19 protein-coding genes are annotated in these 23,299 nt (G+C 67.3%); 5 read left to right on the top strand and 14 right to left on the bottom strand.

The features are described 5' to 3' along the window. Window positions 1–78 precede the first annotated feature (78 nt). Entirely contained in the window at window positions 79–1,479 is a 1,401-nt protein-coding gene (locus AC1PQG_RS05900) for an aminotransferase-like domain-containing protein (RefSeq protein ID WP_481121689.1), read from the bottom strand. Between the two features lie 283 nt (window positions 1,480–1,762). Here AC1PQG_RS05900 and AC1PQG_RS05895 point away from each other — a divergent pair, with 283 nt between their 5' ends. From AC1PQG_RS05895 to AC1PQG_RS05885, 3 genes are all read left to right on the top strand, one after another. Continuing rightward, the gene (locus AC1PQG_RS05895) at window positions 1,763–3,844 is read left to right on the top strand and encodes an ATP-dependent helicase (protein ID WP_481121688.1); all 2,082 of its coding nucleotides are present in this window, start codon (window positions 1,763–1,765) and stop codon (window positions 3,842–3,844) included. 65 nt (window positions 3,845–3,909) lie between these two features. Continuing rightward, the gene (locus AC1PQG_RS05890; protein ID WP_481121687.1) at window positions 3,910–4,416 is read left to right on the top strand and encodes a flavodoxin family protein; all 507 of its coding nucleotides are present in this window, start codon (window positions 3,910–3,912) and stop codon (window positions 4,414–4,416) included. Window positions 4,417–4,511: 95 nt separating this feature from the next. Next, window positions 4,512–6,254 (top strand): cation:proton antiporter domain-containing protein, encoded by a 1,743-nt coding sequence (locus AC1PQG_RS05885; RefSeq protein WP_481121686.1) that lies wholly within the window; start codon window positions 4,512–4,514, stop codon window positions 6,252–6,254. Window positions 6,255–6,278: 24 nt separating this feature from the next. On the opposite strand, the gene AC1PQG_RS05880 is transcribed toward AC1PQG_RS05885, so the two are convergent. Beyond that, complete coding sequence (locus AC1PQG_RS05880; protein WP_481121685.1) at window positions 6,279–7,550, bottom strand: HD-GYP domain-containing protein; 1,272 nt, start codon at window positions 7,548–7,550, stop codon at window positions 6,279–6,281. Beyond that, window positions 7,547–8,368, bottom strand: a complete 822-nt coding sequence (locus AC1PQG_RS05875; protein ID WP_481121684.1) for an AraC family transcriptional regulator — start codon at window positions 8,366–8,368, stop codon at window positions 7,547–7,549. The genes AC1PQG_RS05880 and AC1PQG_RS05875 overlap by 4 nt, the downstream gene beginning before the upstream one ends. 118 nt (window positions 8,369–8,486) lie before the next feature. Between AC1PQG_RS05875 and AC1PQG_RS05870 the strand changes: the two genes are divergently transcribed. After that, window positions 8,487–9,698: a YbfB/YjiJ family MFS transporter gene (locus AC1PQG_RS05870; protein WP_481121683.1), complete on the top strand. Its 1,212-nt coding sequence runs from the start codon at window positions 8,487–8,489 to the stop codon at window positions 9,696–9,698. Window positions 9,699–9,779: 81 nt separating this feature from the next. Here AC1PQG_RS05870 and AC1PQG_RS05865 read toward each other — a convergent pair whose 3' ends face one another. The 11 genes from AC1PQG_RS05865 to AC1PQG_RS05815 form a co-directional block, all read right to left on the bottom strand. After that, on the bottom strand, window positions 9,780–10,166 hold the full coding sequence (locus AC1PQG_RS05865; protein ID WP_481121682.1) for a c-type cytochrome: 387 nt from the start codon (window positions 10,164–10,166) through the stop codon (window positions 9,780–9,782). A gap of 12 nt (window positions 10,167–10,178) precedes the next feature. After that, window positions 10,179–11,552, bottom strand: coding sequence for a cytochrome C (locus AC1PQG_RS05860; protein WP_481121681.1), 1,374 nt, complete (start codon window positions 11,550–11,552; stop codon window positions 10,179–10,181). Window positions 11,553–11,640: 88 nt separating this feature from the next. After that, a complete protein-coding gene (locus AC1PQG_RS05855) occupies window positions 11,641–12,216 on the bottom strand; it encodes a cytochrome b (protein ID WP_481121680.1) in 576 nt (191 codons plus the stop codon). 134 nt (window positions 12,217–12,350) lie between these two features. Then, complete coding sequence (locus tag AC1PQG_RS05850) at window positions 12,351–13,757, bottom strand: sensor histidine kinase (RefSeq protein ID WP_481121679.1); 1,407 nt, start codon at window positions 13,755–13,757, stop codon at window positions 12,351–12,353. After that, the gene (locus AC1PQG_RS05845) at window positions 13,741–14,427 is read right to left on the bottom strand and encodes a response regulator (protein WP_481121678.1); all 687 of its coding nucleotides are present in this window, start codon (window positions 14,425–14,427) and stop codon (window positions 13,741–13,743) included. Before AC1PQG_RS05845 ends, AC1PQG_RS05850 begins: the two co-directional genes overlap by 17 nt. A gap of 15 nt (window positions 14,428–14,442) precedes the next feature. Then, window positions 14,443–14,883 carry an ion channel gene (locus AC1PQG_RS05840; RefSeq protein WP_481121677.1) on the bottom strand — a complete coding sequence of 147 codons (441 nt, stop codon included), beginning with the start codon at window positions 14,881–14,883 and terminating at the stop codon, window positions 14,443–14,445. A 75-nt stretch (window positions 14,884–14,958) separates the two neighbouring features. After that, complete coding sequence (locus AC1PQG_RS05835; RefSeq protein ID WP_481121676.1) at window positions 14,959–16,401, bottom strand: aldehyde dehydrogenase family protein; 1,443 nt, start codon at window positions 16,399–16,401, stop codon at window positions 14,959–14,961. Between the two features lie 82 nt (window positions 16,402–16,483). Further along, entirely contained in the window at window positions 16,484–17,467 is a 984-nt protein-coding gene (locus AC1PQG_RS05830) for a DUF6976 family protein (RefSeq protein ID WP_481121675.1), read from the bottom strand. 34 nt (window positions 17,468–17,501) lie between these two features. Then, window positions 17,502–18,257: a hypothetical protein gene (locus tag AC1PQG_RS05825; RefSeq protein ID WP_481121674.1), complete on the bottom strand. Its 756-nt coding sequence runs from the start codon at window positions 18,255–18,257 to the stop codon at window positions 17,502–17,504. 420 nt (window positions 18,258–18,677) lie between these two features. Beyond that, the gene (gene clpB, locus AC1PQG_RS05820; protein WP_481121673.1) at window positions 18,678–21,257 is read right to left on the bottom strand and encodes an ATP-dependent chaperone ClpB; all 2,580 of its coding nucleotides are present in this window, start codon (window positions 21,255–21,257) and stop codon (window positions 18,678–18,680) included. A 95-nt stretch (window positions 21,258–21,352) separates the two neighbouring features. Then, window positions 21,353–22,234 (bottom strand): alpha/beta fold hydrolase, encoded by an 882-nt coding sequence (locus AC1PQG_RS05815; RefSeq protein WP_481121672.1) that lies wholly within the window; start codon window positions 22,232–22,234, stop codon window positions 21,353–21,355. A 97-nt stretch (window positions 22,235–22,331) separates the two neighbouring features. On the opposite strand from AC1PQG_RS05815, the gene AC1PQG_RS05810 reads away from it, so the two are divergent. Next, window positions 22,332–23,234 carry a LysR family transcriptional regulator gene (locus tag AC1PQG_RS05810; protein WP_481121671.1) on the top strand — a complete coding sequence of 301 codons (903 nt, stop codon included), beginning with the start codon at window positions 22,332–22,334 and terminating at the stop codon, window positions 23,232–23,234. The last annotated feature ends 65 nt before the right edge of the window (window positions 23,235–23,299 follow it).

The following is a 23,299-nucleotide window of genomic DNA, read 5'->3' as shown; positions in this document are numbered from 1 at the left end:
ACCGGGAGTAGATCACCCGGCGCCAAATGGAAACAGATTCAGCCTGTCGTGTTTTTAATAGGTACAGAATTTCTGCCGCTACAACAGCGCCCCCAGGGTGGCGACCGCTGCCCGCCCCCGCTCGCCGAGGGGATGGCCGAAGTTGAGGCGGATGCAGTGACCGAACTCGCGCTTGGCCGAGAAGATCGGCCCCGGCGCGATGCTGATGCCCTGCTCCAGCGCCAGTCGGTGCAGCTCGAGGGCATCGGTGCCCCGCGGCAGCTCCAGCCACAGGAAGTAGCCGCCCTGGGGCCGCGCCAGCCGCGTGGCGGCCGGGAAGTGGGTTTCGACGGCGGCCACCAGCGCCGCCTCCTGGGCCGCCAGCGTGCCGCGCAGCTGGCGCAGGTGCTTCTCGTAGCCGCCGTGCTTCAGGTAGTCGGCCAGCGCAATCTGTACCGGCACCGTCGTCGCCAGGCTCAGGGACAGCTTCTGGCGCTGGATCGCCGCCGCGTAGCGCCCCGCCGCCACCCAGCCGATGCGGTAGCCCGGCGCCAGGCACTTGGAGAAGGACGACACATGCATGACGCGCCCGTTCGGATCTACCGCCTTGGTGCACAGCGGCGCCTCGGCGCCGAAGTGCAGCTCGGCATACACGTCGTCCTCGATCAGCGGCACGTCGTGGCGATCGAGCAGCTCCACCAGCGCCTGCCGCCGCTCGTCGGGCACCCGCGCGCCGGTGGGGTTGGCGTAGTTGAGCATGAACAGGCAGGCCTTCACCGGATGATGGCGCAGCGCGTCCTCCAGCGCTGGCAGGCTGACGCCCTCGCGCGGGTGGCTGGGGATCTCGATGACCTTCAGGCCCAGCCGCTCGGCAGCCTGCAGGCCGGCGTAGAAGGTCGGTGACTCGATAGCGATCAGGTCGCCCGGCCGCGTCACCGCCTGCAGGCACAGATTCAGCCCTTCCATCGCACCGGAGGTGATGACGATCTCCTGCGGCGCCACCGACGCGCCGTGGGCCAGGTAGCGCAGGGCCAGCTGGCGGCGCAGCTCGTCGTTGCCCGGCGGCAGGTCGGTGACGGTGGCCAGCGGGTCGAGGTGGCGCGCAGCGGCGGCCAGGCAACGCCCCAGCTTGTCGAGGGGATACAGGTAGGGGCTGGGGAAACTGGAGCCGAGGGGCACCACCGCCGGGTCCTTGACGCTGTCGAGGATCTGGAAGATGAAGTCGCTGACCTCCAGCGCCGTCGAGTGGCCGACCGGGTGGGTCATCTCCGGCTCGGCCAGGCGCTGGCCCAGCCGCGCCCGCACGAAATAGCCCGACTTGGGGCGCGCTTCGACGAGGCCGCGACTCTCCAGCAGCGCGTAGGCCTGGGTCACCGTCACAGGCGCAATGCCGTGGCTCTTGCAGGCCTGCCGCACCGACGGCAGGCGGTCGCCGGGGCGCAGCACGCCGTCGGCGATCAGGCGGGCGGTCTGCTCGGCGAGATTCTGGTAGAGGCTCATGGGCCGGATGGTAGCAGGCCTGGGCAGGCCTTCTCCTCGCCCGTCGGAGACCACGGGCGAGCTCACGCCACGGCAAACGCCATGGCGGCCTTGTCGCCACATCGCATCGCCCATCCCCCCACTCCCATTTCCCAAGCGCTTGCGGCCATTACCAAGCTGTATACAATTACAGCCAAAGCGAGACCACCATGCCCCTGCACCACATCCCTTCCCCGCACCACAACGCCCTCCCTTCGTCAGCCGCTGCCGCCGCCCAGCGATCAGCTGCAGGGAGTGCCCTCCGATGAGCGGCGTGACAGACGCAGCCATCCCCGCCTACCTGGTCAAGCTCAACGACGTCCAGCGCCAGGCCGCCACCCACGGCGTCGGCACACCGGATGGCGACGGGCCGCTGCTGGTCATCGCCGGCGCCGGGTCGGGCAAGACCAACACCCTCGCCCACCGGGTCGCCCATCTGCTGGCCCACGGCGCCGACCCGGGCCGCATCCTGCTGCTGACCTTCTCCCGCCGGGCCGCCGACGAGCTGGCCCGACGCGTGCAGCGCATCGCCGCCCAGGTCTCGCCGCGCCACGCCCAGCTGGCCGCCACCGGTTTCCCGTGGGCCGGCACCTTCCACAGCGTCGGCGCGCGGCTGCTGCGCGAATACGCCGGCGCCATCGGCCTCGACGCGGCGTTCACGATCCACGACCGGGAAGACTCGGCCGACCTTATCAACCTGGTCCGCCACGAGCTGGGCCTGTCGGCCAAGGGCAAGCGCTTCCCGCTGAAAGGCACCTGCCTGTCCATCTACTCGGCGGTGGTCAATACCCGCGCGCCGCTGACCGACGTGCTGCTGTCCACCTTCCCGTGGTGCGCCGAGTGGGCCACCGAGCTGAAGGCCCTGTTCCGCGCCTACGTGGCCGCCAAGCAGGCCCAGCAGGTGCTCGACTACGACGACCTGCTGCTCTACTGGGCCCAGATGGTCGGCGTGCCGGAGCTGGCCGCCGACGTGGGAGCACGCTTCAGCCACGTGCTGGTGGACGAATACCAGGACACCAACCGCCTGCAGGCCGAGATCCTGCTCGCCCTCAAGCCGGACGGCCGCGGCCTCACCGTGGTCGGCGACGACGCCCAGTCCATCTACAGCTTCCGCGGCGCAACGATCCGCAACATCCTCGACTTCCCCGGCCACTTCGATCCGCCGGCCCGCCAGCTCACGCTGGACCGCAACTACCGCTCCACGCAGCCCATCCTGGCCGCCGCCAACGGCGTCATCGGCCAGGCGAAAGAGCGTTTCTGCAAGGACCTGTGGAGCGAACGCGCCTCGGCCGAGAAGCCGCGCCTGATCAGCGTCCGCGACGAGGCCGACCAGGCCGCCGGCGTCGTCGAACGCATCCTCGCGCGCCGGGAAAGTGGCCTCAAGCTCAAGGCCCAGGCAGTGCTGTTCCGCGCTGCCCACCACAGCGTGCGCCTGGAGATCGAGCTGACCCGCCGCAACATCCCCTTCGTGAAGTTCGGCGGGCTCAAATTCCTCGAAGCCGCCCACGTCAAGGACGTGCTGGCCATCCTGCGCTGGGCGCAGAATCCCCGCGACCGGGTGTCCGGCTTCCGTGCCATCCAGCTGCTGCCCGGCCTCGGCCCCAAGTCCGCCGGGCGCATCCTCGACAACCTGCAGGCCGCCCCGCCGGGCTGCCTGCTGCTCGCCGAACAGCCGGTGCCCGACAGCGCCCGCCTGCACTGGCAGGAATTCGCCGCGCTGGTGGAAGGGCTGGCCGAGGCCGGCGCCTGGCCCACGCCCGTCGAGAAACTGGCCTTATGGTACGAAGGCCAGATGGAGCGCCTGTTCGAGGATTTCAGCGTGCGCCAGGCCGACATCCAGCAACTGGGGCGTATCGCCGCCACCTACCCGAGCCAGGAACGCTTCCTCACCGAGCTGACCCTCGACCCGCCCGACGCCACCAGCGACGAGTCCGGCAAGCCGCTGCTCGACGAGGACTACCTGATCCTGTCCACCATCCACTCGGCCAAGGGCCGCGAGTGGCCGGCGGTGTCCCTGCTCAACGCGGTGGACGGCTGCCTGCCGTCCGATCTCGCTACCGGCAGCGAGCGGGAGATCGAGGAGGAGATGCGCCTGCTCTACGTGGCGATGACCCGCGCCAAGGACCATCTCGACCTCTACGTACCGCAGCGCTTCTACGTCAGCGGCCAGTCCTCCACCGGCGACCGCCACGTGTACGCCAGCCGCACGCGCTTCATTCCCAACCGCCTGCTCGACCGCTTCGAGACCTGCACCTGGCCCGAGGCCACACCCGACACGCCAGCCAAGGCCGAAACCCGCCAGGCAGCGGTGGACCTGGCCGCCCGCATGCGCTCCATGTGGGATTGACCGACGGCATTGACCGATACGGAGCACCCGCCTAGTCTCGAAAGGCCTCCCGACGCCTTTCGACAATGACCGCCACCGCCCGCAAGACCCTGCTGCTCGTCTATCACTCATGGACCGGCGCCACCGAGCAGATGATCCACGCCGTCGCCCGCGGCGCCGCGGGCGAGCCCGATATCGACACGCGCCTGCTGCGCGCCCCCGAGGCGGGCCCCGACGACCTGCTGGCTGCCGACGGGTATGTCTTCGCAACGCCAGAGAATCTCGCTGCGATCGCCGGGCTGATGAAGGATTTTTTCGACCGCAGCTACTACGGCGCCCTCGATCGCATCAACGGCCGGCCCTACGCCGCGGTAATATGCGCGGGTAGCGACGGCAGCAACGCCGCCCGCCAGATCGCCCGCATCGCCACCGGCTGGCGCCTGCGCGACATCGCCCCGCCGCTGATCGTGTGTACCCACGCACAGACGCCGGAAGACATCCTGGCACCCAAGCACGTTCCCACCGACGAACTCGCCAAGGGCGAGGAACTCGGCGCCGCCTTCGCCACCGGGCTGGCGATGGGCGCGTTCTGACACAACGCAGCATAAATTTTCCGAATCGCCGAACCGCCACGCCGACGTGGCGTCGAACCTGCATGCCCTTTAAACCGCCCCCCTGCTGACTGCCGATGCCCCATAACGTCTCCCTGATCGCCCTCATCGCTGCCGGCCTCGGCCTGGCCATGGTCCTCGGCCTGGTGGCCACTCGCCTGCGCATGCCTCCGCTGGTCGGCTACCTGCTCGCCGGCGTGGCCATAGGCCCCGGCACGCCCGGTTTCGTCGCCGACCTTCCGCTGGCCGGCCAGTTGGCCGAGATCGGGGTGATGCTGCTGATGTTCGGCGTCGGCCTGCATTTCTCCCTCGACGACCTGCTGGCGGTGCGCAAGATCGCGGTGCCCGGTGCCGTCGTGCAGATTGCGGTGGCCACCGGCCTCGGCGCGGCGATGGCCGTATGGTGGGGCTGGCCGGTGGGTGAATCGGTGGTGTTCGGGCTGGCCTTGTCGGTGGCCAGTACTGTCGTGCTGCTGCGCGCGCTGGAGGCGAAGGGCATCCTGGATTCCACCAATGGGCGCATCGCCGTCGGCTGGCTGGTGGTGGAAGACCTGGCCATGGTGCTGGTACTGGTGCTGCTGCCGGCGCTGGCGCCGCTGCTCGGCGCCAAGGACGCCGGCCCCCAGGCCGACGTATCGACCCTCGTGCTGACCGTAGGCATCACCCTCGCCAAGGTGTCGGCCTTCATCGCGCTGATGCTGCTGGTCGGCGGCCGCGCCTTTCCGCGCCTCCTGTGGCTGGTGGCACGCACCGGCTCGCGGGAGCTGTTCACTCTCTGTGTGATCGCCGCCGCGGTCGGCGTGGCCTACGCGTCGGCGATCCTCTTCGATGTGTCCTTCGCGCTGGGCGCCTTCTTCGCCGGCATGATGATGCGCAAGTCCGAGTTCAGCCACCGCGCGGCGGAGGATTCCCTGCCGCTGCGTGACGCCTTCTCGGTGCTGTTCTTCGTCTCGGTGGGCATGCTGTTCGACCCACAGGTGCTGATCGACGCGCCCTTCAAGGTGCTCGGTGTAGTGTTCATCATCCTGTTCGGCAAGACGCTGGCCGCCATCGCGCTGGTGCTGGGCTTCCGCTATCCCCTCAACACCGCGCTGACGGTGGGCGCCAGCCTGGCCCAGATCGGCGAGTTCTCCTTCATCCTGGCCGGCCTCGGGCTCGGCCTTGGGCTGCTGACGATGGAGGGGCAGAACCTGATCCTCGCCGGCGCGCTGATCTCCATTGCCCTCAACTCGGTGCTCTTCGCCGCCATCGAACCGGCCCAGGCCTGGGCGCGGGCCCGTTCGGCATGGGCACGCAAGCTCGACCTGCGCGACGATCCTCTGGCCGCGCTGCCGATGAGCACCGACCGCAAGCTGCTCTCCAACCAGGTGGTTCTGGTGGGCTACGGCCGGGTCGGCCGCCACATCGCGTCGGCGCTGGACAAGCGACATGTCCCCTACGTGGTGGCGGACAGCAACCGGGAAGTGGTGGAAACCCTGCGCAAGCTCGGCAAGGCCGCTGTCAGCGGCGACGCTTCCGACCCCATCGTGCTGGTCCAGTCCCACATCACCCGCGCGGCAATGCTGGTCATCACCGCGCCGGACCCGCTCGCCAGCCGCAAGATGGTGGACATCGCGCGCAAGCTCAACCCGGAGATCGTCACGGTGCTGCGCGCCGACAGCGAGGACGACGCCGACCTGCTGCGTCGGGAGAAGCTCGGCCGGATCTTCGTCAGCCACCAGGAACTAGCCGTCGGCATGTCCCAGTACGTGCTGGCCGAGCTGGAATCCGAGCAGGACGGCCATGGCCACGGCCGTCACCCCCATCACCACCACAGCTGACGCCAGCCCCGTTCGCCGGGCGCTTCAGCCCGGCGAAGCCGCCTCCCGAATCCGCCTGCCGTCCGGCAGCGACGGAAACACCGGCAGCGCAACCTCGATCGCCCGCCCCGTGTCCGCCAACAGCACCGCGGTGACCTCGGCATCGATATGCCCCGTGTCAGCCAACATGCGCATGAAAGACGACACCTCGGGCACCGACAGGCCCTGGCGGTACGGCCGGTTCTGCACCATCGCCTGGAAGATGTCGGCGACGCGCAGGATGCGCGCCTCTAGGGACAGGGTGTCGCCCCTCAGGTGGAAGGGGTAGCCGGAGCCGTCCGGTTCCTCGTGGTGGTAGGCCGCCCAGCGGGCGATGTCCTCGAAGCCGTCGATGTTGCGCAGGATCTGGTAGGTCTCGAAGCTGTGGGTGTTGATGATGCGGCGCTCGCGGCTGTCGAGGCGGCCCGGCTTGTCGAGGATCTCGTCGGGCACCCGCAGCTTGCCCAGGTCGTGCAGCAGGCCGGCGATCTCCAGCTTGTCGCAGTTCTCCCCCGGTACGCCCAGGCGCTCGGCCAGGAAGCGGGCCAGCCGCGCCACGCCCAGGGAGTGCTCGGCGGTGAAGGGGCTCTTGGCGTCGACGATGCGCGCGAAGATGACGGCCAGGTGGCGCAGATCGCCCATCGACGCGGGAAAGGGCTCCACCCGCGCCAGCTGGTCCACCAGGCAGGCCTGGATGGAGCGTGGCTCCAGCATCAGCCAGAAAGCCTCGGTACGGGATGCCGCCATGAACGCCTCGACCAGGTCCGGTGCGAAGTAGCTGCCCGTGTGCGCGGCAATCCCGTTACGAATGCTCTCCATGTTCTGCAGCGTGCTGTTGTCGGCGTAGTAAGGCGCAGCCAGCGCATCGACCCGGTCCGCCAGGTACAGACGGTTTGCCTGGCGGGCCAACCCGGGCGGCAGATCGACCGGCATCGCATCCCAACGGGTATGGTGGTAGCGCACCGGCTGAGCCATCGGCGCCAGCGGCGGAAAACTGGTGAGCAGCGCGTGCCCCACTTCGCAGTGGATCTGGGAATCCTCCCAGTCGAACTCCTCGACCAGGTGGTTATGGGTGCTGGTGGACGACACGCCGATGTCGTGCAGCATGCCGAGGTCGAACAGGAAGGAGGCATCGGCCTCGCCGAGGCCCTCGGCGCGCGCGCAGGCGGCGGCCATGATGCCGACCCGCTTGCCGTGGGCCACGTCGTCCACGCCAACCAGATCGAGGGCGTCGGACAAGGCATAGATCACGTGGTGAAGATCCGCATGAATGGTCATGAAACCACCTCGCTGGCAGTGAAGGGACGCGCTCCGCGTCCCCGGTATTCGGTCGGGCTGCAGCCCATCTCCTGGCGGAACATGTAGGTGAAGGCCGATGGCGACGCGTAGCCCAGTTCCAATGCTATATCGGTTATCGCACGCCCGGCCCCCAACCATTCCACGGCGCGGAACAGACGCAGGCGATGCCGCCATTCGCGCAGGCCCAAACCCAGCTCCTTCTCGAAACGCCGTGCCAGCGTGCGCGCCGATGCGCCCAGTGCAGCCCCCCAATCGTCGGCGCCCCGCGGGTCGGCGGGGTTGGCGTAGAGGGCCTCGCAGAGCCTGCGCAGCATCGGGCTGGTCGGCCACGGCAACTGGAAATCCTGCACCGGCAGGCGACGCAACTGGTCGAGGATCAGCGCATGCACGCGGGCCAGGTAGTCGGTGCTCTCCCGGCGCCCGCCGATGTCCGCCAGCTCGACGATCAGCGCTCTCAGCAGCGGAGACACCGCCAGCACCGAACATGTTCCCGGCATGCCCAGATCGGGCCCGTCGGCCACGTACAGATTGCGGAATTCCGCGCCGTGCAGTGCGCCGGTGGTGTGCAGCACACCGGTCGGGACCCAGATCGCCTGCTCCGGCGTGATCACGTAGCGGGACTTCTCAACCATCACCACCAGCGTGCCGGCGGTGGCGTAGACGAACTGGTTCCAGCGGTGCGCGTGGGGCGGAAAGATGTGGCGGGCCGGCAGGGTTTCGAAACGCTGGAACACCGGCCCCGGCAGTTCCTCGATGTCCGGCACATCGACCAGCGTCCAGTCCTCTTCCAGGTCCATGGTTTTCCCCCAGTCAGCCCATGTCAGTTCATCGACAACGAAAGTCATCCTATCGAAAGTTTGACATTCCTGCACATCCTAAGATCAAACCATAACAACCCGTAAAAGAGAGAACAGCATGCACGCCCCTGCAACAGCCCTTCCCGCCAGCAGTTCGGCCGACCGTTACCGGGTGATCTTCGCCGGCGTCTGCGCCCTGATCCTCACCGTCGGCCTGGCCCGCTTCGCCTACACGCCGCTGCTGCCGATCATGCGTGGCGAGGCCGGCCTCAGCGCCATGGACGGCGGCTGGCTGGCCACCTTCAACTACGTCGGCTACATCACCGGCGCACTGGTGGCGGCGACGATCAGCGACCTCGGCCGCAAGTTCAAGCTGTACCGCATCGGCCTGGTGGTGGCGGTGGTCAGCACCGCCGCGATGGGCGTCACACAGGACGTGACCCTGTGGGTCGTGCTGCGCTTCGTGGCCGGTCTGTCGAGCACCGCCGGCCTGCTGATCGCCTCCGGCCTGGTCCTCAACTGGCTGATCCGCCACGGCCACCGGCCGGAGCTGGGCCTGCACTTTGCCGGCATCGGGCTGGGGATCATCGTGTCCGGGCTGGCAGTGGCCGGCATGGTCGGCCACCTGGCATGGGACGGCCAGTGGCTGGGCCTCGGCCTGCTCGGCGTGCTGTTCTTCGTGCCAGCCTGGTTCTGGCTGCCGGCCCCGGCGCCGGTCAGCGCCCAGGCCTCCACCCATCTGCCGGCCCCGCCGTCGCGGCGCTGGATGGGGCTCTTCATCGCGGCCTACTTCTGCGCCGGCTTCGGCTACGTGATCAGCGCCACCTTCATCATCGCCATCGTCGAGAAGCTGCCGATGCTGGCCGGCAAGGGCGGCTGGGTATGGGTCATCGTCGGCCTGGCGGCGGCACCGTCCTGTTTCCTGTGGGACCGCATCGCTACCGCCGGGGGGCAGATCCCGGCACTGCTGCTCGCCTACGGCCTGCAGATCGTGTCCATCCTGCTGCCGGCTTTCAGCGACGGCACCGCCGCCAACCTGGTCAGCGCGATGCTTTATGGCGGCACCTTCGTCGGCATCGTCAGCCTGACCCTGTCGATCATCGGCCGCTGCTTCCCGGCCAACCCGGCCAAGGCGATGGCGCGCCTGACCCTCAGCTACGGCGTGGCGCAGGTGGTTGCCCCGGCAATGGCCGGCTACATCGCCACGATGACCGGCAGCTACAAAGGCGCGCTGATCGTCGCTGCATGGGTGATGGCAGCGGGGATGGCTCTACTGGTGGTGCTGATGCGCCAGCAACGGATCGAACGCGACGCCCAACGCACGGCGTAAACGCAAGAAAGGCCTGCCGCAGCAAGCCTCTCCGCTTTCACATCGGCCGGCCCGGCCCCCCACCGGGCCGGCCGACGCAAATCACTTCAAAGTCGCCAGATAGGCCAGCAGCTCGGCCCGTTCAGCTGCACTGGCCAGTCCGTCGTACTTCATCTTGCCGCCAGGCACGAGCTTCTTGGGCGCCGTCACGTAGGCGTCGATCTTGTCCGGGGTCCAGGTGATGCCGCTGGCCTTGAGACCATCGGAATAGCTGGCATCGGCCACCGTGGCGGCCTTGCGGCCGACCACACCGAACAGGCTCGGCCCCTTCTTGTTCTTGCCTTCGCGCACGCTGTGACACTCGGCACACTCGGTGGCGAACACGTCCTTGCCCTTTTCCACGTCGCCCGCGGCGCGGGCCTGGAAGCTCAGGGAGCTGGCTGCCGCGGCCACCAGCAGCGGCAGGACGGTACGGGAGATCATTTTCATCACGTCACTCCGTCAGAACGAGGTCCACGCGAACAGGAACAAGGTGTTGTTGTCCTTCGCGTCGCGGCCGTTGCCGTCGTAGTTGGTCTTGGCGCCGTTGTACTTGTCGTACATCGTGTATTGGGCACCAAGACGGACGTTGGCCCACGGAGCGCCCCAGGAATTCTCCTTGCCCCACGGCGTCCAGTCGGCCTGCAGGATGTAGCCGGAGGTGTTCGGCGAACCGTTGGCGAAACCGTCGCTGTACAGCGTGGCGTCGGAGCTGCCGTGGGTCACGAAACGGCCGATGGTGGCGCCCCAGGTCTGCATGTAGTGATAGGACGCGTTCAGCTTGAACTCGTTGAGACGGCCCTTCAGATTGTCGGCGCCGTCGGTGGCGACGAGCTGGTTGCGGGTCTGGCGTTCACGGATGTAGCTGGTGTTGACCGTCGCCACGTGCTCGCGGGTGCCGAGGAACTGGTAGGACGCATCGACGCCCACGTCATTGAACTTGTTGGAGCCCGGCGTGCTGCGGTCCGGCTGGACCGAGGTGTTGAGGCCGAAGATGCCGGCGTTGAAGGCCTGCTTCTTCAGATCCTGGAACACCGCCAGGCGCCAGTAGGCGGTATTGCCGCCGACATGGCCCATGTCGCCCGCCTTCTCCAGGCCCAGACGGCTCTGCATGGTCGGGGTCAGGGCCCGGTAGGTGCCCAGCTCGGCATACACCATGTTGTTCCAGAAGGTGTAGGCGGACACGCCGGTGACGCGGTGCTCGAGGCCGCCGTTGATCATCGTGGCAGCATCGCCCTGACCGAAGGCCACGGCAGAGGCGGTGTAGGGGAAGCTCCACACCGGCATGCTGTTGAAGGGGTCCTGCACGCCGGGATTGTTATTCACCGACACGCCGAAGACAGTTTCCTTGCCGGCCACCTCGGTGGTGTGGGCAAAGCGCACGTCAGCCTGGTCGATGGACGTGCGCTGGCCGATGCCGTCGTAGGTAGCCTGCACGAAGGCACCGATCTTGTCGCTCAGACGGCCGGCCAGGAAGACCGAGGCTTCGTCGAAGGAGTGGTTGTTGTTGGGGCTGGACTTGTCCGGCGCCGGGTCCTGGTTCTTGGCGGTGCGCGTGAAGGACGCCACCACCATGCCGGACAGGGGCACTTTGCCGCCCTTGCCGTCGGAATCGGTGTAGCCGCCGATCTTGAACTTCACGCCATAGGGCGTCAGTTGCGGGCCGTAGGCGCCAATGTGGCAGGCCGCACATTCCTGCCCGGTCTGGCGGGCAAAGCTCGGCACGGCATGAGCGGCCGGTGCGGCGGCGAGGAAGCCGGCCGCGGCCAGCACCAGGCCGGCCGTATGCCGGATCGCGGACAGACGGGTTTTCCCCCCGGAAAGAATCGGATGCATGTTTGTCCTTGTATTTGTGGTCAAGAAAAAGGCGAGCGAGCCCGTGGCGGCATGCTCTCGCGGCGCCACGGGAAGAATCGGAGAAGGCTCAGGACTGGCGGACCGGCAGCATCGCGCGCAGCACGTTGTCGCGGCGCACGAAGTGGTGATAGAGGGCGGCGGCGGCATGCACGCCGACAAGGCCTATCAGCAGCCAGGCGGCGTTCTCGTGGTATTCGGCCAGATCGTCGGCGAGGTCTTCGTCCTCCTCGACGATGACCGGCAGGGTAACCAGGCCGAAGAGAGACACTGGCTTGCCATGGGCGCATGACAGCGCCCAGCCGATCAGCGGTAGCGCCATCAGCAGCACGTAGAGGGCCAGGTGCGCCAGTTCGGCCGCGAGTCGAGCCAGCGGCGACATGTCGCCGGTCGGCGGCAGCGGCCGGTGGGCCAGGCGCACGACGATGCGGGCCATCGCCAGCAGGGCGATGGTGAGGCCGATGCTGCGATGGATGTTCATGAGGGTGGCGCGCAGGGCCTTCTCCTCAACCCCATCACGCACGAAGGCAATGCCAATCACCAGCGCGATCAGCAGTGCCGTCGCCCAGTGCAGGAACACCATGGGACGGGGCCGACGCAGGCCGGCGGAAGAGTCGATGACGGGGGATTCGGAAGTACTGTGCATGACCATCGGGACCACTTTGGATGACCCGGCGGACCATAGCGGTCGGCAGCCTTCAATTGCCTGACAATCCGTAAGGGATTATCCGATCCGGCATGAAGCGCGGCATTGCACGGGCGAACTCGCTCGCCCCCGAGTCATTGCCGCGCAGGCGCGATCACGTCGGAAGCATCCGGAAAGACAACCCGGATGCATGTGCCGATCCCCTCGCTGCCGCTGGCGATCGTCACGTCGGCGGCATGGCGGTCGGCCACCTCCTTGACGATGGCAAGACCCAGTCCGGTGCCCGGCACACCATCCCCCGCAGCCCGGTAGAAGCGCTCGAAGACCCGGCTGCGTTCGCTCTCCGGGATGCCCGGCCCATCGTCCTCGACCTCGACGAAGATCCCCGCCTCGTCGCTGCGCCCACAGCGCACGGTCACCCGACCGCCTTCCGGCGTGTAGGCGATGGCATTGTCGATCAGATTGGCCAGCATTTCCCGCAACATCCAGCTGGACCCCAGCACCGGCGCCGGCGCCGTCTCGAAGCCCAGGTCGATGTGCTTGGCGAGGGCGTCGTCGAGTAGATCGGACGCGGCATCCTCCAGCAGCGCGGCCAGATTCACAGGACGGTGGTCGCTGATCAGCGCCCCTCCCGACGACGAGCGGGCCAGCGCCAGCATCTGGTTGGTGAAATGGACCAGGCGGCCGGTGGACTCGCGCAGACGCTCGATGCGCGGCCGGGCCTCCGCAGGCAGGGCCTCGACGGCCAGCTCAAGCTGGGTCTGCAGGCCGGCCAGCGGCGTGCGCAGCTGGTGGGCGGCATTCGACAGGAAGGCCTGCTGAGCCCGCCCGGCCCGCCCCAGGTGCTGCAGCAGACGGTTGATGGCCCGCACCAGCGGACCGGCCTCAGCCGGCACACCGCTCTCGGCAATCGGGCTGAAGTCGTTGGGGCCACGGGTGGCAATGCTGTGGCCGAGAGCGTCCAGCGGCTTCAGCGCATAGCGCACGCCAAAATACACCAGCAGCAGCGCCGTTGCGATCAACAGCAGGTTCGGCCAGAAGATCGTCGCCAGGATGCGATGGGCGGCACTCCGGCGCTTGAGGGTGGTTTCGGCGACGATCACCGTCGCTGTCATGCGCGGACTCTCGTAGCGGTAACTGGCGGTACGCACCGCGCGCTTGCCCACCGTCGCATCCTGCAAGATGCTGCGGTTGGCGACCTCGGGCCGTGGCAGCAGCAGCAGTTCGGCATCGCCGGCGATCACCTTGTCGTGGCTGTCGAAGACCACATACTGGACCTTGTCGACGGCGTCGGAGCGGAGGATCTCGTCGGCCGCCGGCGGGATGTCCACCTCAATATCCTTGTCGTCGTCGTCCCGCTCCAGCCGCGTGACCAGGGCCACCACGGTGCCGGCAAGCGCATTGTCATAGGCCTCGTCGGCGATGCTCAGCGCCGAACGGTAGTCGGCGATCATGCTGGCCGCCAGCAGGATCAACAGCGGCCAGGAAATGACCATCAGCAGGCGGTTGCGGAGCGCACGCCCCTCACCGCGCCGCGGCATCGCCCTCTCCGGCCTCGATGCGATAGCCGATGCCACGCACCGTGCGGATACCGACCCCACTGTCGGCCAGCTTGCTGCGCAGGCGCGATACATAGATCTCCACCGCATTGGGGGTGATCTCCCGGTCCCACTGGCTGAGGCTGTCGGCCAGCTTCTGCTTGGCGACCACCTTGGGCGCCACCAGCGCCAATTGTTCGAGCACGTCCCACTCCCGCCCGGTCAGCTCCAGCTCGACGCCGGCCAGCGTCGCGCTGCGCCGCTGTACGTCGAGCTCCAGCGAACCGACGCTCAGCACCATGCTTGCCGCCGCCCGGCTACGCCGGATCAGCGCCCGGATGCGGGCCAGCAGCTCGGGCAGCAGGAAGGGCTTGACCAGGTAGTCGTCGCCGCCCACGTCCAGGCCGACGACCCGGTCGTCCAGCCCGTCACGGGCCGTCAGGATCAGGATGGGCGTCAGTACGCCGCGGCGGCGCACCCGACGGATCAGCTCCAGCCCGTCCATGCCCGGCAGGCCGATGTCCACGATCGCCAGGTCGTAGGCCGTGTGCGTAAGCACCGCCTCGGCCGGCTCGGCGGCTTCGAGCCGATCCACCATGAAGCCCTCCCGCTCCAGGCCTTCGACCAGGCCGGCGGCCAGGGTCTTGTCATCTTCAACCACCAGAATACGCACGCTCGAAAGCCTCCGTCAGTTGCTGTCGCCCAGCCCGTCGCGCCAGAAGCGCTCCATCGCGATGTACGCGTAGGACGCCGACCAACCGATCAGCAGCAGGCCGTTGAGGGCCTCGGTTCCCGCCAGCAGGCGCACGTCTCCGCCGGGCACCACGTCGCCGTAGCCGAGGGACGTGAAGGTCTCGGTGGAAAAATACAGGCACACCGCGAACGAAAAACGCCCTACGTCGCCCACCGACCCGAGCTCCGCATAGCGCACCAGCGCAAACACCGCGAAAGCGTACAGCGCGATCTCCAGAAGATGGGCGATGAAGGTGCCGAGTATCACGACGATCAGCTTGGCCCGCGGGCGGATGGCCAGCTCGGGCAGCCACAGACTCAGGCCGCGCAGCACCTCGTAGTGGATCACTGTGGTCAGCACAACCAGCAACAGGCAAACGGAAACGATCAGGGCCATCGGCGCGGAAACTCCTCAACAGGCGGCGGCACAGCCGCCGGCCCGCATTCTGTCACGCCAAGCTGACAACAAGCTTCAGATCGGCTCGTCATCGCCGTAGCCGATGACCGCCTTCACCTCGAGGAACTCCTCCAGCCCGTAGGCGCCCCACTCCCGCCCCAGGCCCGACTGCTTGTAGCCGCCAAAGGGCGCGGCGAGGTCCACTGGCGCGCCGTTGAGGTGCACATTGCCGCTGCGCAACTGCCGCGCAACGGCCCGCGCCCGCCCCAGGTCGGCCGACGACACGTAGCCCGACAGGCCGTAGGGCGTGTCGTTGGCGATGCGGATGGCGTCCGCCTCGTCCTTGTAGGGCAGGATGGACAGCACCGGACCGAAGATCTCCTCGCGGGCGATGGCCATCTCCGGCGTCACCCGGCTGAACACCGTCGGGCGCACGAAATAGCCGCGCGCGATGCCATCCGGCCGGCCCGGCCCACCGGCCACGAGCTTCGCCCCACTTGCGATGCCCTGCGCGATGAAAGCCTGCACACGCTCGAACTGGGGACCATTGGCCAGCGGCCCCATCGTCGTCGCTTCATTCAAGGGATCGCCAACGACCACCCGCGCCAGGCTCGCCGCGGCGATCGCCTCCACCTCGTCGAGACGCCCTTCCGGCACCAGCATGCGCGACGGTGCGTTGCAGTTCTGCCCACTGTTGGTCATCAGGCTCAACACGCCATGGCGCACGCTCTTCGGGAAGTCCACGTCGTCGAGCAGGATGTTGGCGGACTTGCCGCCGAGTTCGAGGGCGACCTTCTTCACCGTGTCGGCAGCGCCCTTCATCACCTGCTTGCCGGCCCGCGTCGAGCCGGTGAAGGACACCATGTCCACCTCGGGATGGGTGCTCAGCGCGTTGCCGACGCCCGCCCCGTCGCCATTCACCAGGTTGAAGACGCCCGCCGGCACGCCGGCCTCATGCAGGATCTCGGCCATCACGATGGCCGAGAACGGCGCCAGCTCGGACGGCTTGAGCACCATCGTGCAGCCCGCCGCCAGCGCCGGCGCGATCTTGCAGGCCATCTGGTTGGCCGGCCAGTTCCACGGGGTGATCAGTGCGCAGACGCCGATCGGCTCGCGCAGGATGCGCGTCGTGCCCTGGGTCTTTTCAAAGGGGAAATCCTTCAGCACCGCCAATGCGGTCTTGAAATGGGCCAGGCCGGAGCCCGCCTGGGAGCTGGCTGCCAGGGCCTTCAACGGCGCGCCCATCTCCTCGCAGATGGCGCGGGCCATGTCGTCGTAGCGCTTCTTGTAGGCTGCACAGATGCGCGCCAGCAGGTCCAGGCGTTCCTCGCGGGACGTCGCCGCGAAGGCTGGAAACGCCGCCCGGGCCGCAGCCACGGCGGCCTCCGCATCGGCGGTGCTGCCGATGGCGATGCTGCCTGCGACCGCCTCGGTGGCGGGGTTGATCACATCCAGGCGGGCCGTGCCGAGGGCTTCGACCCACCGCCCGCCGATGTGGAACTGATGATGGTTGCGCATGTCTCCGTCCTCCTTATGATCATTGAGAACGGAAAGTACAGGAAACGGCGGCGGGCCGGGAAGGCACCGCCTCCCGCCAGGCTCAGGCCTGATCGATGCTGAGGTAGACCTGGGTCTGGTTGAGCAGCAGGTAGGCGATCTCGCCAAAGGTCATCGGTCCGACGAGAGACCCGGAGCGCCGCCCTTCCAGGCCGCAGTAGAGGTAGTTGAGGATGCAGTTGCACGACCACAGCGGCGGATGGTCCGGCTCCGCACCGATCGCCGCGCCGAAATCGGCCGGCGCCGCGAAGCGGTATTCCACGTCGTCGAACACCGGCGCGTAGAAGTCCACGCGCCCGGCCTGGGCATCCACGGCCTTGATCGACACGTTCACCGACGCACCGCCGTAATCCGCCACCAGCGGCAGGCGGATGTCCGCGTGGCGGGTCGCCAGGTAGCTGGCGAAATCGGTCTCTACGCCATTGACCAGGCAACGGCTAGCCGAGAAACCGGTCTCCGGGAAGCGCAGGCAGTCGCCGTCGCCCTGCTCCATGCGGTTGAAGATCTCGATGCGAGCGTATTCGCTGTCCGGCAAGGGCACGTGCATCACCACCGCCCGCTCGCCATCGAATGCGAGGTCCCTGCCATCGACCACCAGCGGCGCAACGCGGCCGGAGTCGGCCAGGTGGCTGCCGGCGATCCAGCCGACGATCGGCTTGATGAACATGTCCGTGAAGCCCGGCGCTTTGCGGGCGTACAGGGAATGGATCGCCGAGAAGGCCGGGATGATGATCAGCGTGAAGCCGTTGGACGGGCCATCCTCGCAGACGTGCTCGAGGTCGGTGATGTCGTAGAAGCGGATCGTCGGCGCACCCGCCATCGCCGGGATCTCGGTGACGAACACCTGCTCGGACGTCACCAGGCCGCCCTCGTCACCCATGAAATAGGGGATCGTGCCACCTATCCAGTTGCCGGCCGGCAGGCGACGCAATAAGGTTTCGTCACCAGAGATCATCAGGAAGCGGCCCGACGCGATCAGCGCGGCCGCCTCGTCCACCGTCGTCAGGCGGTTCGCAGGGGCATTCATTATTGGTTCTCCCTCGGTAGAACAGCGAGACGGCTCAGGCCGCTTCTTTGCTGAGTTGCTGCAGTTCGTGGGACAGCATGCGTTCGTTCTTGACGAAGTAGCGGTGCAGATCGCGCAGCTTCATCATGCGCACCTCCTCGTCGGCGATGACCGCCACCTGGGAGCGGATGCGGGACAACAGCAACTGGAGGCTCAGCACGCGCACGTCGATGTTGAGCGTGCCATCCACCAGGCGCAGCCACACCGGATCGGTAAGACTGGGCACCTGGCTGCCGGGCAAGGGTTTCACGCCGTCCTCGAAATACGCGAGCACCGCGCTGAGCGGCCGCTGTGTCCCACCCTCCTGAGCCGGGGCTGCCTCGCCGACGCTGTGCTGTCCCTTGTCGAGGGCATAACGATAGCGCCAGAGTTCGCCCATCGGCACCTCGAGCAGCGTGCACACGCCAGCCATCCCGACGCCTTCGTTGAGCAGGGACAGGATCTGCCGGTCCAGCGCCCGCGTGAAGGGCATGCCCGCCTCCCCTGCCCACTGTTGGCGCGGCAGCTCGCTGCCCAGCGGCGGCCTCACCCGTACCTGCACTTTCCAACCGCCAAAACCGATGTGGCGCCACATCACTTCCGGACCGCTCTCCACGGGCTTGCCGCGACCGAAGCCGAACCAGCTCCGTGGTGCCTCCACGCCAATATAGACATCCATGCAGCGGTTGAACTCGTCGGCGCGACAGTCCAGGACCGTCCACGGCTCCTGGACCTGCAGCAACTGGCGCCACAAACTCAGTGCATCTGCCATACCCACCTCACTCGATAATCATAGCCGGTGCGCCATGCGCGCCGGCCCAGGGAAGGAAGCAAAGTGGAGAACCGCTGGCAAAGGGCATGCCAGCATCGTGTTCCAGCGGCGCCAACCACCCTTTTCCGCGCGGGCCGGGGCATGTCCATACCGATGCCGGCGGCACGCAGCAAATTGCCGCAGCGCACCATGTACTGCATCTGAACACCTGCTCCCGCGGCAGGCGCAGATGCCTGCTTCAGAGCGAGTCAAACGGCACAGCAGAAAACCCATCCACATTTCCGTGCAAACGATATTACCGCCTGCACAGACACTTGGGGCTTCCACCAAAGAGGTATTGGTGCCGCTCCAAACAAAAACGGAGCCGGCCTCCCGAAGGAAGCCGGCTCCGATCACTTGGGCCGCCGCTCAGACCCGTGCTCAGGCCTTGGCAAAGCCGATGCGGCCGTTGTCGCTGCTCACCCGGATGGTGTCCTTGGCAGCGAAGCCACCTTCGAGGATGCGCTTGGCGAGCGGGTTCTCGATGTGCTCCTGGATCGCCCGCTTGAGCGGCCGCGCGCCGAACACCGGGTCGAAGCCGGCCTTGGCCAGCTCGAGCAGCGCGTCGTCGCTGACGTCCAGATGCATCTCGAGCTTGGCCAGACGCTTCTCCAGATAAGCCAGCTGGATCCGCGCGATGGACGCGATGTGCTTCTCGTCGAGGCCATGGAAGACCACCACCTCGTCGATCCGGTTGATGAACTCCGGCCGGAAGTAGGTCTTCACCTCGCCCATCACCGCCAGCTTGATGATCTGGTAGTCGTCACCAGACATCTGCTGGATCATCTGCGAGCCGAGGTTGCTGGTCATCACGATCACGGTGTTCTTGAAGTCCACCGTGCGGCCCTGGCCGTCGGTCATGCGGCCGTCGTCGAGAACTTGCAGCAGCACGTTGAAGACGTCCGGGTGGGCCTTCTCGACCTCGTCGAAGAGGATCACCGAATACGGCTTGCGACGCACCTGCTCGGTCAGGTAGCCGCCCTCCTCGTAACCCACATAGCCCGGCGGTGCACCGATCAGGCGGGCCACCGAGTGCTTCTCCATGAACTCGCTCATGTCGATGCGGATCAGGTGCTCCTCGCTGTCGAACAAGAACTCGGCCAGCGTCTTGCACAGCTCGGTCTTGCCGACGCCCGTGGGGCCGAGGAACAGGAAGGAACCGTAGGGCCGGTTCTCGTCCGACAGGCCGGCGCGGGAGCGACGGATCGCATCGGCCACCAGGCGCACCGCCTCATCCTGGCCGACAACCCGCTGGTGCAGACGCTCTTCCATCTTCAGCAGCTTCTCACGCTCGCCCTGCATCATCTTCGACACCGGGATGCCGGTGGCACGGGACACCACCTCGGCGATCTCCTCGGTGCCCACCTCGGTGCGCAGCAGCTTGTTGACCGGCTTGGTTTCGCCGGTTGCCTCGGCCTTCTTGAGTTGGGCTTCGAGCTGCGGCAGCTTGCCGTACTGCAGCTCGGCCACCTTCTCGAGCTTGCCTTCCCGCTGCAGCTTGGCGATGTCGGCCTTCAGGCGGTCGATCTCTTCCTTGATCTGCGCCGAGCCTTGCACCGCCGACTTTTCGGCCTTCCAGATTTCCTCCAGGTCTGAGTATTCCTTCTTGATGCGGGTGATCTCTTCCTCGATCAGGCCGAGGCGCTTGAGGGACGCTTCGTCCTTCTCCTTCTGCACCGCGAGTTGCTCGATCTCCAGTTGGATGCGACGGCGTTCGAGCTTGTCCATCACCTCCGGCTTGGAATCGATCTCCATCTTGATGCGCGACGCAGCCTCGTCGATCAGGTCGATGGCCTTGTCCGGCAGAAAGCGGTCGGTGATGTAGCGGTGGCTCAGCTCGGCCGCGGCGACGATGGCCGGGTCGGTGATGTCCACTCCGTGGTGCAACTCGTACTTCTCCTTCAGGCCGCGCAGGATGGCGATCGTCGATTCGACGGACGGCTCCTCGACCAGCACCTTCTGGAAGCGGCGCTCCAGCGCGGCGTCCTTCTCGATGTACTTGCGGTATTCGTCCAGCGTGGTCGCGCCGATGCAGTGCAGCTCGCCGCGGGCCAGCGCCGGCTTGAGCATGTTGCCGGCGTCGATGGCGCCCTCGGCCTTGCCGGCGCCGACCATCGTGTGGATCTCGTCGATGAACAGGATGATCTTGCCTTCATCCTTGGCGATGTCGTTGAGCACCGCCTTCAGGCGCTCCTCGAACTCGCCGCGGTACTTGGCACCGGCCAGCAGGCCGGCCATGTCGAGGACCAGCACCTTCTTACCCTTCAGGGTCTCCGGCACTTCCTCATTGACGATGCGCTGGGCCAGCCCTTCAACGATGGCGGTCTTGCCGACGCCCGGCTCGCCGATCAGCACCGGGTTGTTCTTGGTGCGCCGCTGCAGGATCTGGATCGCCCGGCGGATCTCGTCGTCGCGGCCGATCACCGGGTCGAGCTTGCCCTGGCGGGCGCGCTCGGTGAGATCCACGCAGAACTTCTTGAGGGCCTCGCGCTGGCTTTCGGCGTCCGCGCTGCCCACGTTCTGGCCGCCGCGCACGGCGTCGATGGCCTGCTCCAGGGCCTTCTTGGTCAGGCCGTTTTCTTTCAGCAGGCGACCAGCCTCGCCCTTGTCGTCGGCCAGCGCGAGCAGGAACATCTCACTGGCGATGAACTCGTCACCGCGCTGTTGAGCAGCCTTGTCGGTGAGGTTGAACAGGTTGCTCAGGTCGCGCCCGACGGACACGTCGCCACCATGGCCCTGCACCTTGGGCAAGCGCTCGAAGGCCTTGATGAGCGCAGCCTTGAGGCCACCCACATTGACGCCGGCGCGCTGCAGCAGGGACGCGGTGCTGCCGTCCTCCTGGGCGAGCAGGGCCAGCAGCAGGTGCTGGGGTTCGATGAACTGCTGGTCGTTGCCGACGGCGAGGCTCTGGGCCTCGGCGAGGGCTTGCTGGAACTTGGTGGTGAGCTTGTCGTAGCGCATAAGGCCTCCGGATTTTGGTCTGAGGCCTAAATGGGGCGGCAAGGGCAAACTTCAAGGCCATCCGGCGCAACCTGCTGATCCATATCAAACCGGGCTCACCGCAAGCGGTCGAGAAAAGCCATGACCCGCGCTGCAACCAGTTCCGGCGCTTCCACATGGGGGTAGTGACCGCCGCCCTCCAGCAGCAGGCTTTCGCTGCGCAGCAACGCGGTAATGAGACGGGCCTCATCGGCTGGGTCGGCGAAATCCGGATCGTCGCTGCCCATCACCACCAGACTGGGCACGCGGACCTGGTCGAGGATCGCGTCCGTGTCGGCTTTCGACAAGCCGATCATCGTCTCCAGCGCCTGCATGCGACCCGGTTCGCGCAGGTTACGGGCCAGGTGCTCGCGCTGCGCCACCTGGTCAGGCGGCGGCGCCAGCGGAAACAGGCTGTCCCAGTACTTCAGCCAGAACGCCGTCCGCCACGGACCGGCAAAACCCAGCCACAGGGCAGCCCTCATCCACGGCGACGCCGGCAGATCGCGCAGAACCGGCCCCAGCAACACCGCGCCGCGCACCCGCTCCGGCGCATCATGGGCTGCCCACAGGGCGGCGCCGGCAGCGAAGGAGTTGCCGAGCACGACAGCCGATGGCGCACCAAGCTGATCCATCAGCGCCAGCACATCGCCGCCGAGCGCGTGAGCCGAGTAGTCCGCCCACGCCACGCTCGACTCGCCCTGCCCACGCACGTCCATGCTGACGACCCGGTAACCGGCCGCCACCAGCAGCGGGCGCAGGAAACGGTACTGGGCGCGCAGATCGCCCATACCGGGCAGCGCGATGAGCAGCAGACCATCACCGCCGCTGTCGTCATAGGCCAGGCGACCGCCCTCCCGCTCCAGGAAACGGGTTTCGGGGCGAAACGTGGGATGTTCGGCAGCAACCGGGGTAGCAAGGAAGCCAGCCAGCAACAGCAGGGAAGAAAGGAATTTCATGGTCGTGACGTCCAATCCGATGGGAATGGCGTCACTGTAGGGATTCGCACCCTATACGAAAATTACCAAAAAATCTTGATCAGCTATACATTTTCGTATGAGCTCAACACCGTCCGACGAACCCGACTGGGATCTCTACCGCAGCTTCCTGCACGTCTTGCGGGAAGGCAGCCTGTCCGGGGCCGCACGCGCCCTTGGCACCACGCAGCCAACCATCGGACGCCGCCTGGAAGCCCTGGAGGCCGCCCTCGGCTGCACCCTGTTCATCCGCACGCCAACCGGCCTGCAGGCCACCGATGCAGCCCGCCGCCTGGCCGCACCAGCCGAGGCGATGGCAGCGCAGGCAGGCGCGCTGCGGCGGGCCGCCTCCGCGGGCCAGGACGACATCACCGGCACCGTGCGCCTCACCGCCAGCGAAACCATCGGCGGCGAAGTACTGCCGCCCATCCTCGCCGAGTTGCAGGCCGCCCACCCGGCGATCCGCATCGAACTGGCCCTCACCAAGCGCAACGAAGACCTGCTGCAGCGGGAGGCCGACATCGCGGTCCGCATGGTCCGCCCGAGCCAGGAAGCCCTCGTCGCGCGCAGCCTCGGCACGCTGGTCATCGGCTTGTACGCCCACCCGCGCTACGCGGAACGGCGCGGCCTGCCGACAGCGATCGACGAGTTGGGCGGCCACGCGCTGATCGGCTTCGACCGGGACATGGGTGCGCTGCGCGCCTTGCAGCAAAGCGGCCTGCCCCTGACACCCGATGAGTTTGCCTTCCGTTCCGACAGCGAGCACGCCCAGCATGCGGCCCTCCTCGCCGGCCTCGGCATCGGCGCCTGCCAGGCCGGCATCGCGGCGCGCCACCCGGAGCTGCTGCCGGTGCTACCAGGCCAGGTACGCTTCGAACTGGAGATGTGGCTGGCGATGCACGAAGATCTGCGCAACGAGCCACGCATCCGCCAGGTCTTCGATTTCCTCGCCGACGGGCTGGAGCGCTACGCCCGCGGTTAGCGCATCTGGAACAGCTCCTGGTGGAAATCGGCGTCGGCCAGCAGCCACAACCCGGCAAGCACCAG

It is taken from the genome of Zoogloea sp. GDB6, assembly GCF_056724105.1.
Note: the sequence above shows the minus strand (reverse complement) of the source record. Positions and strands in the feature narration are given on the sequence as shown.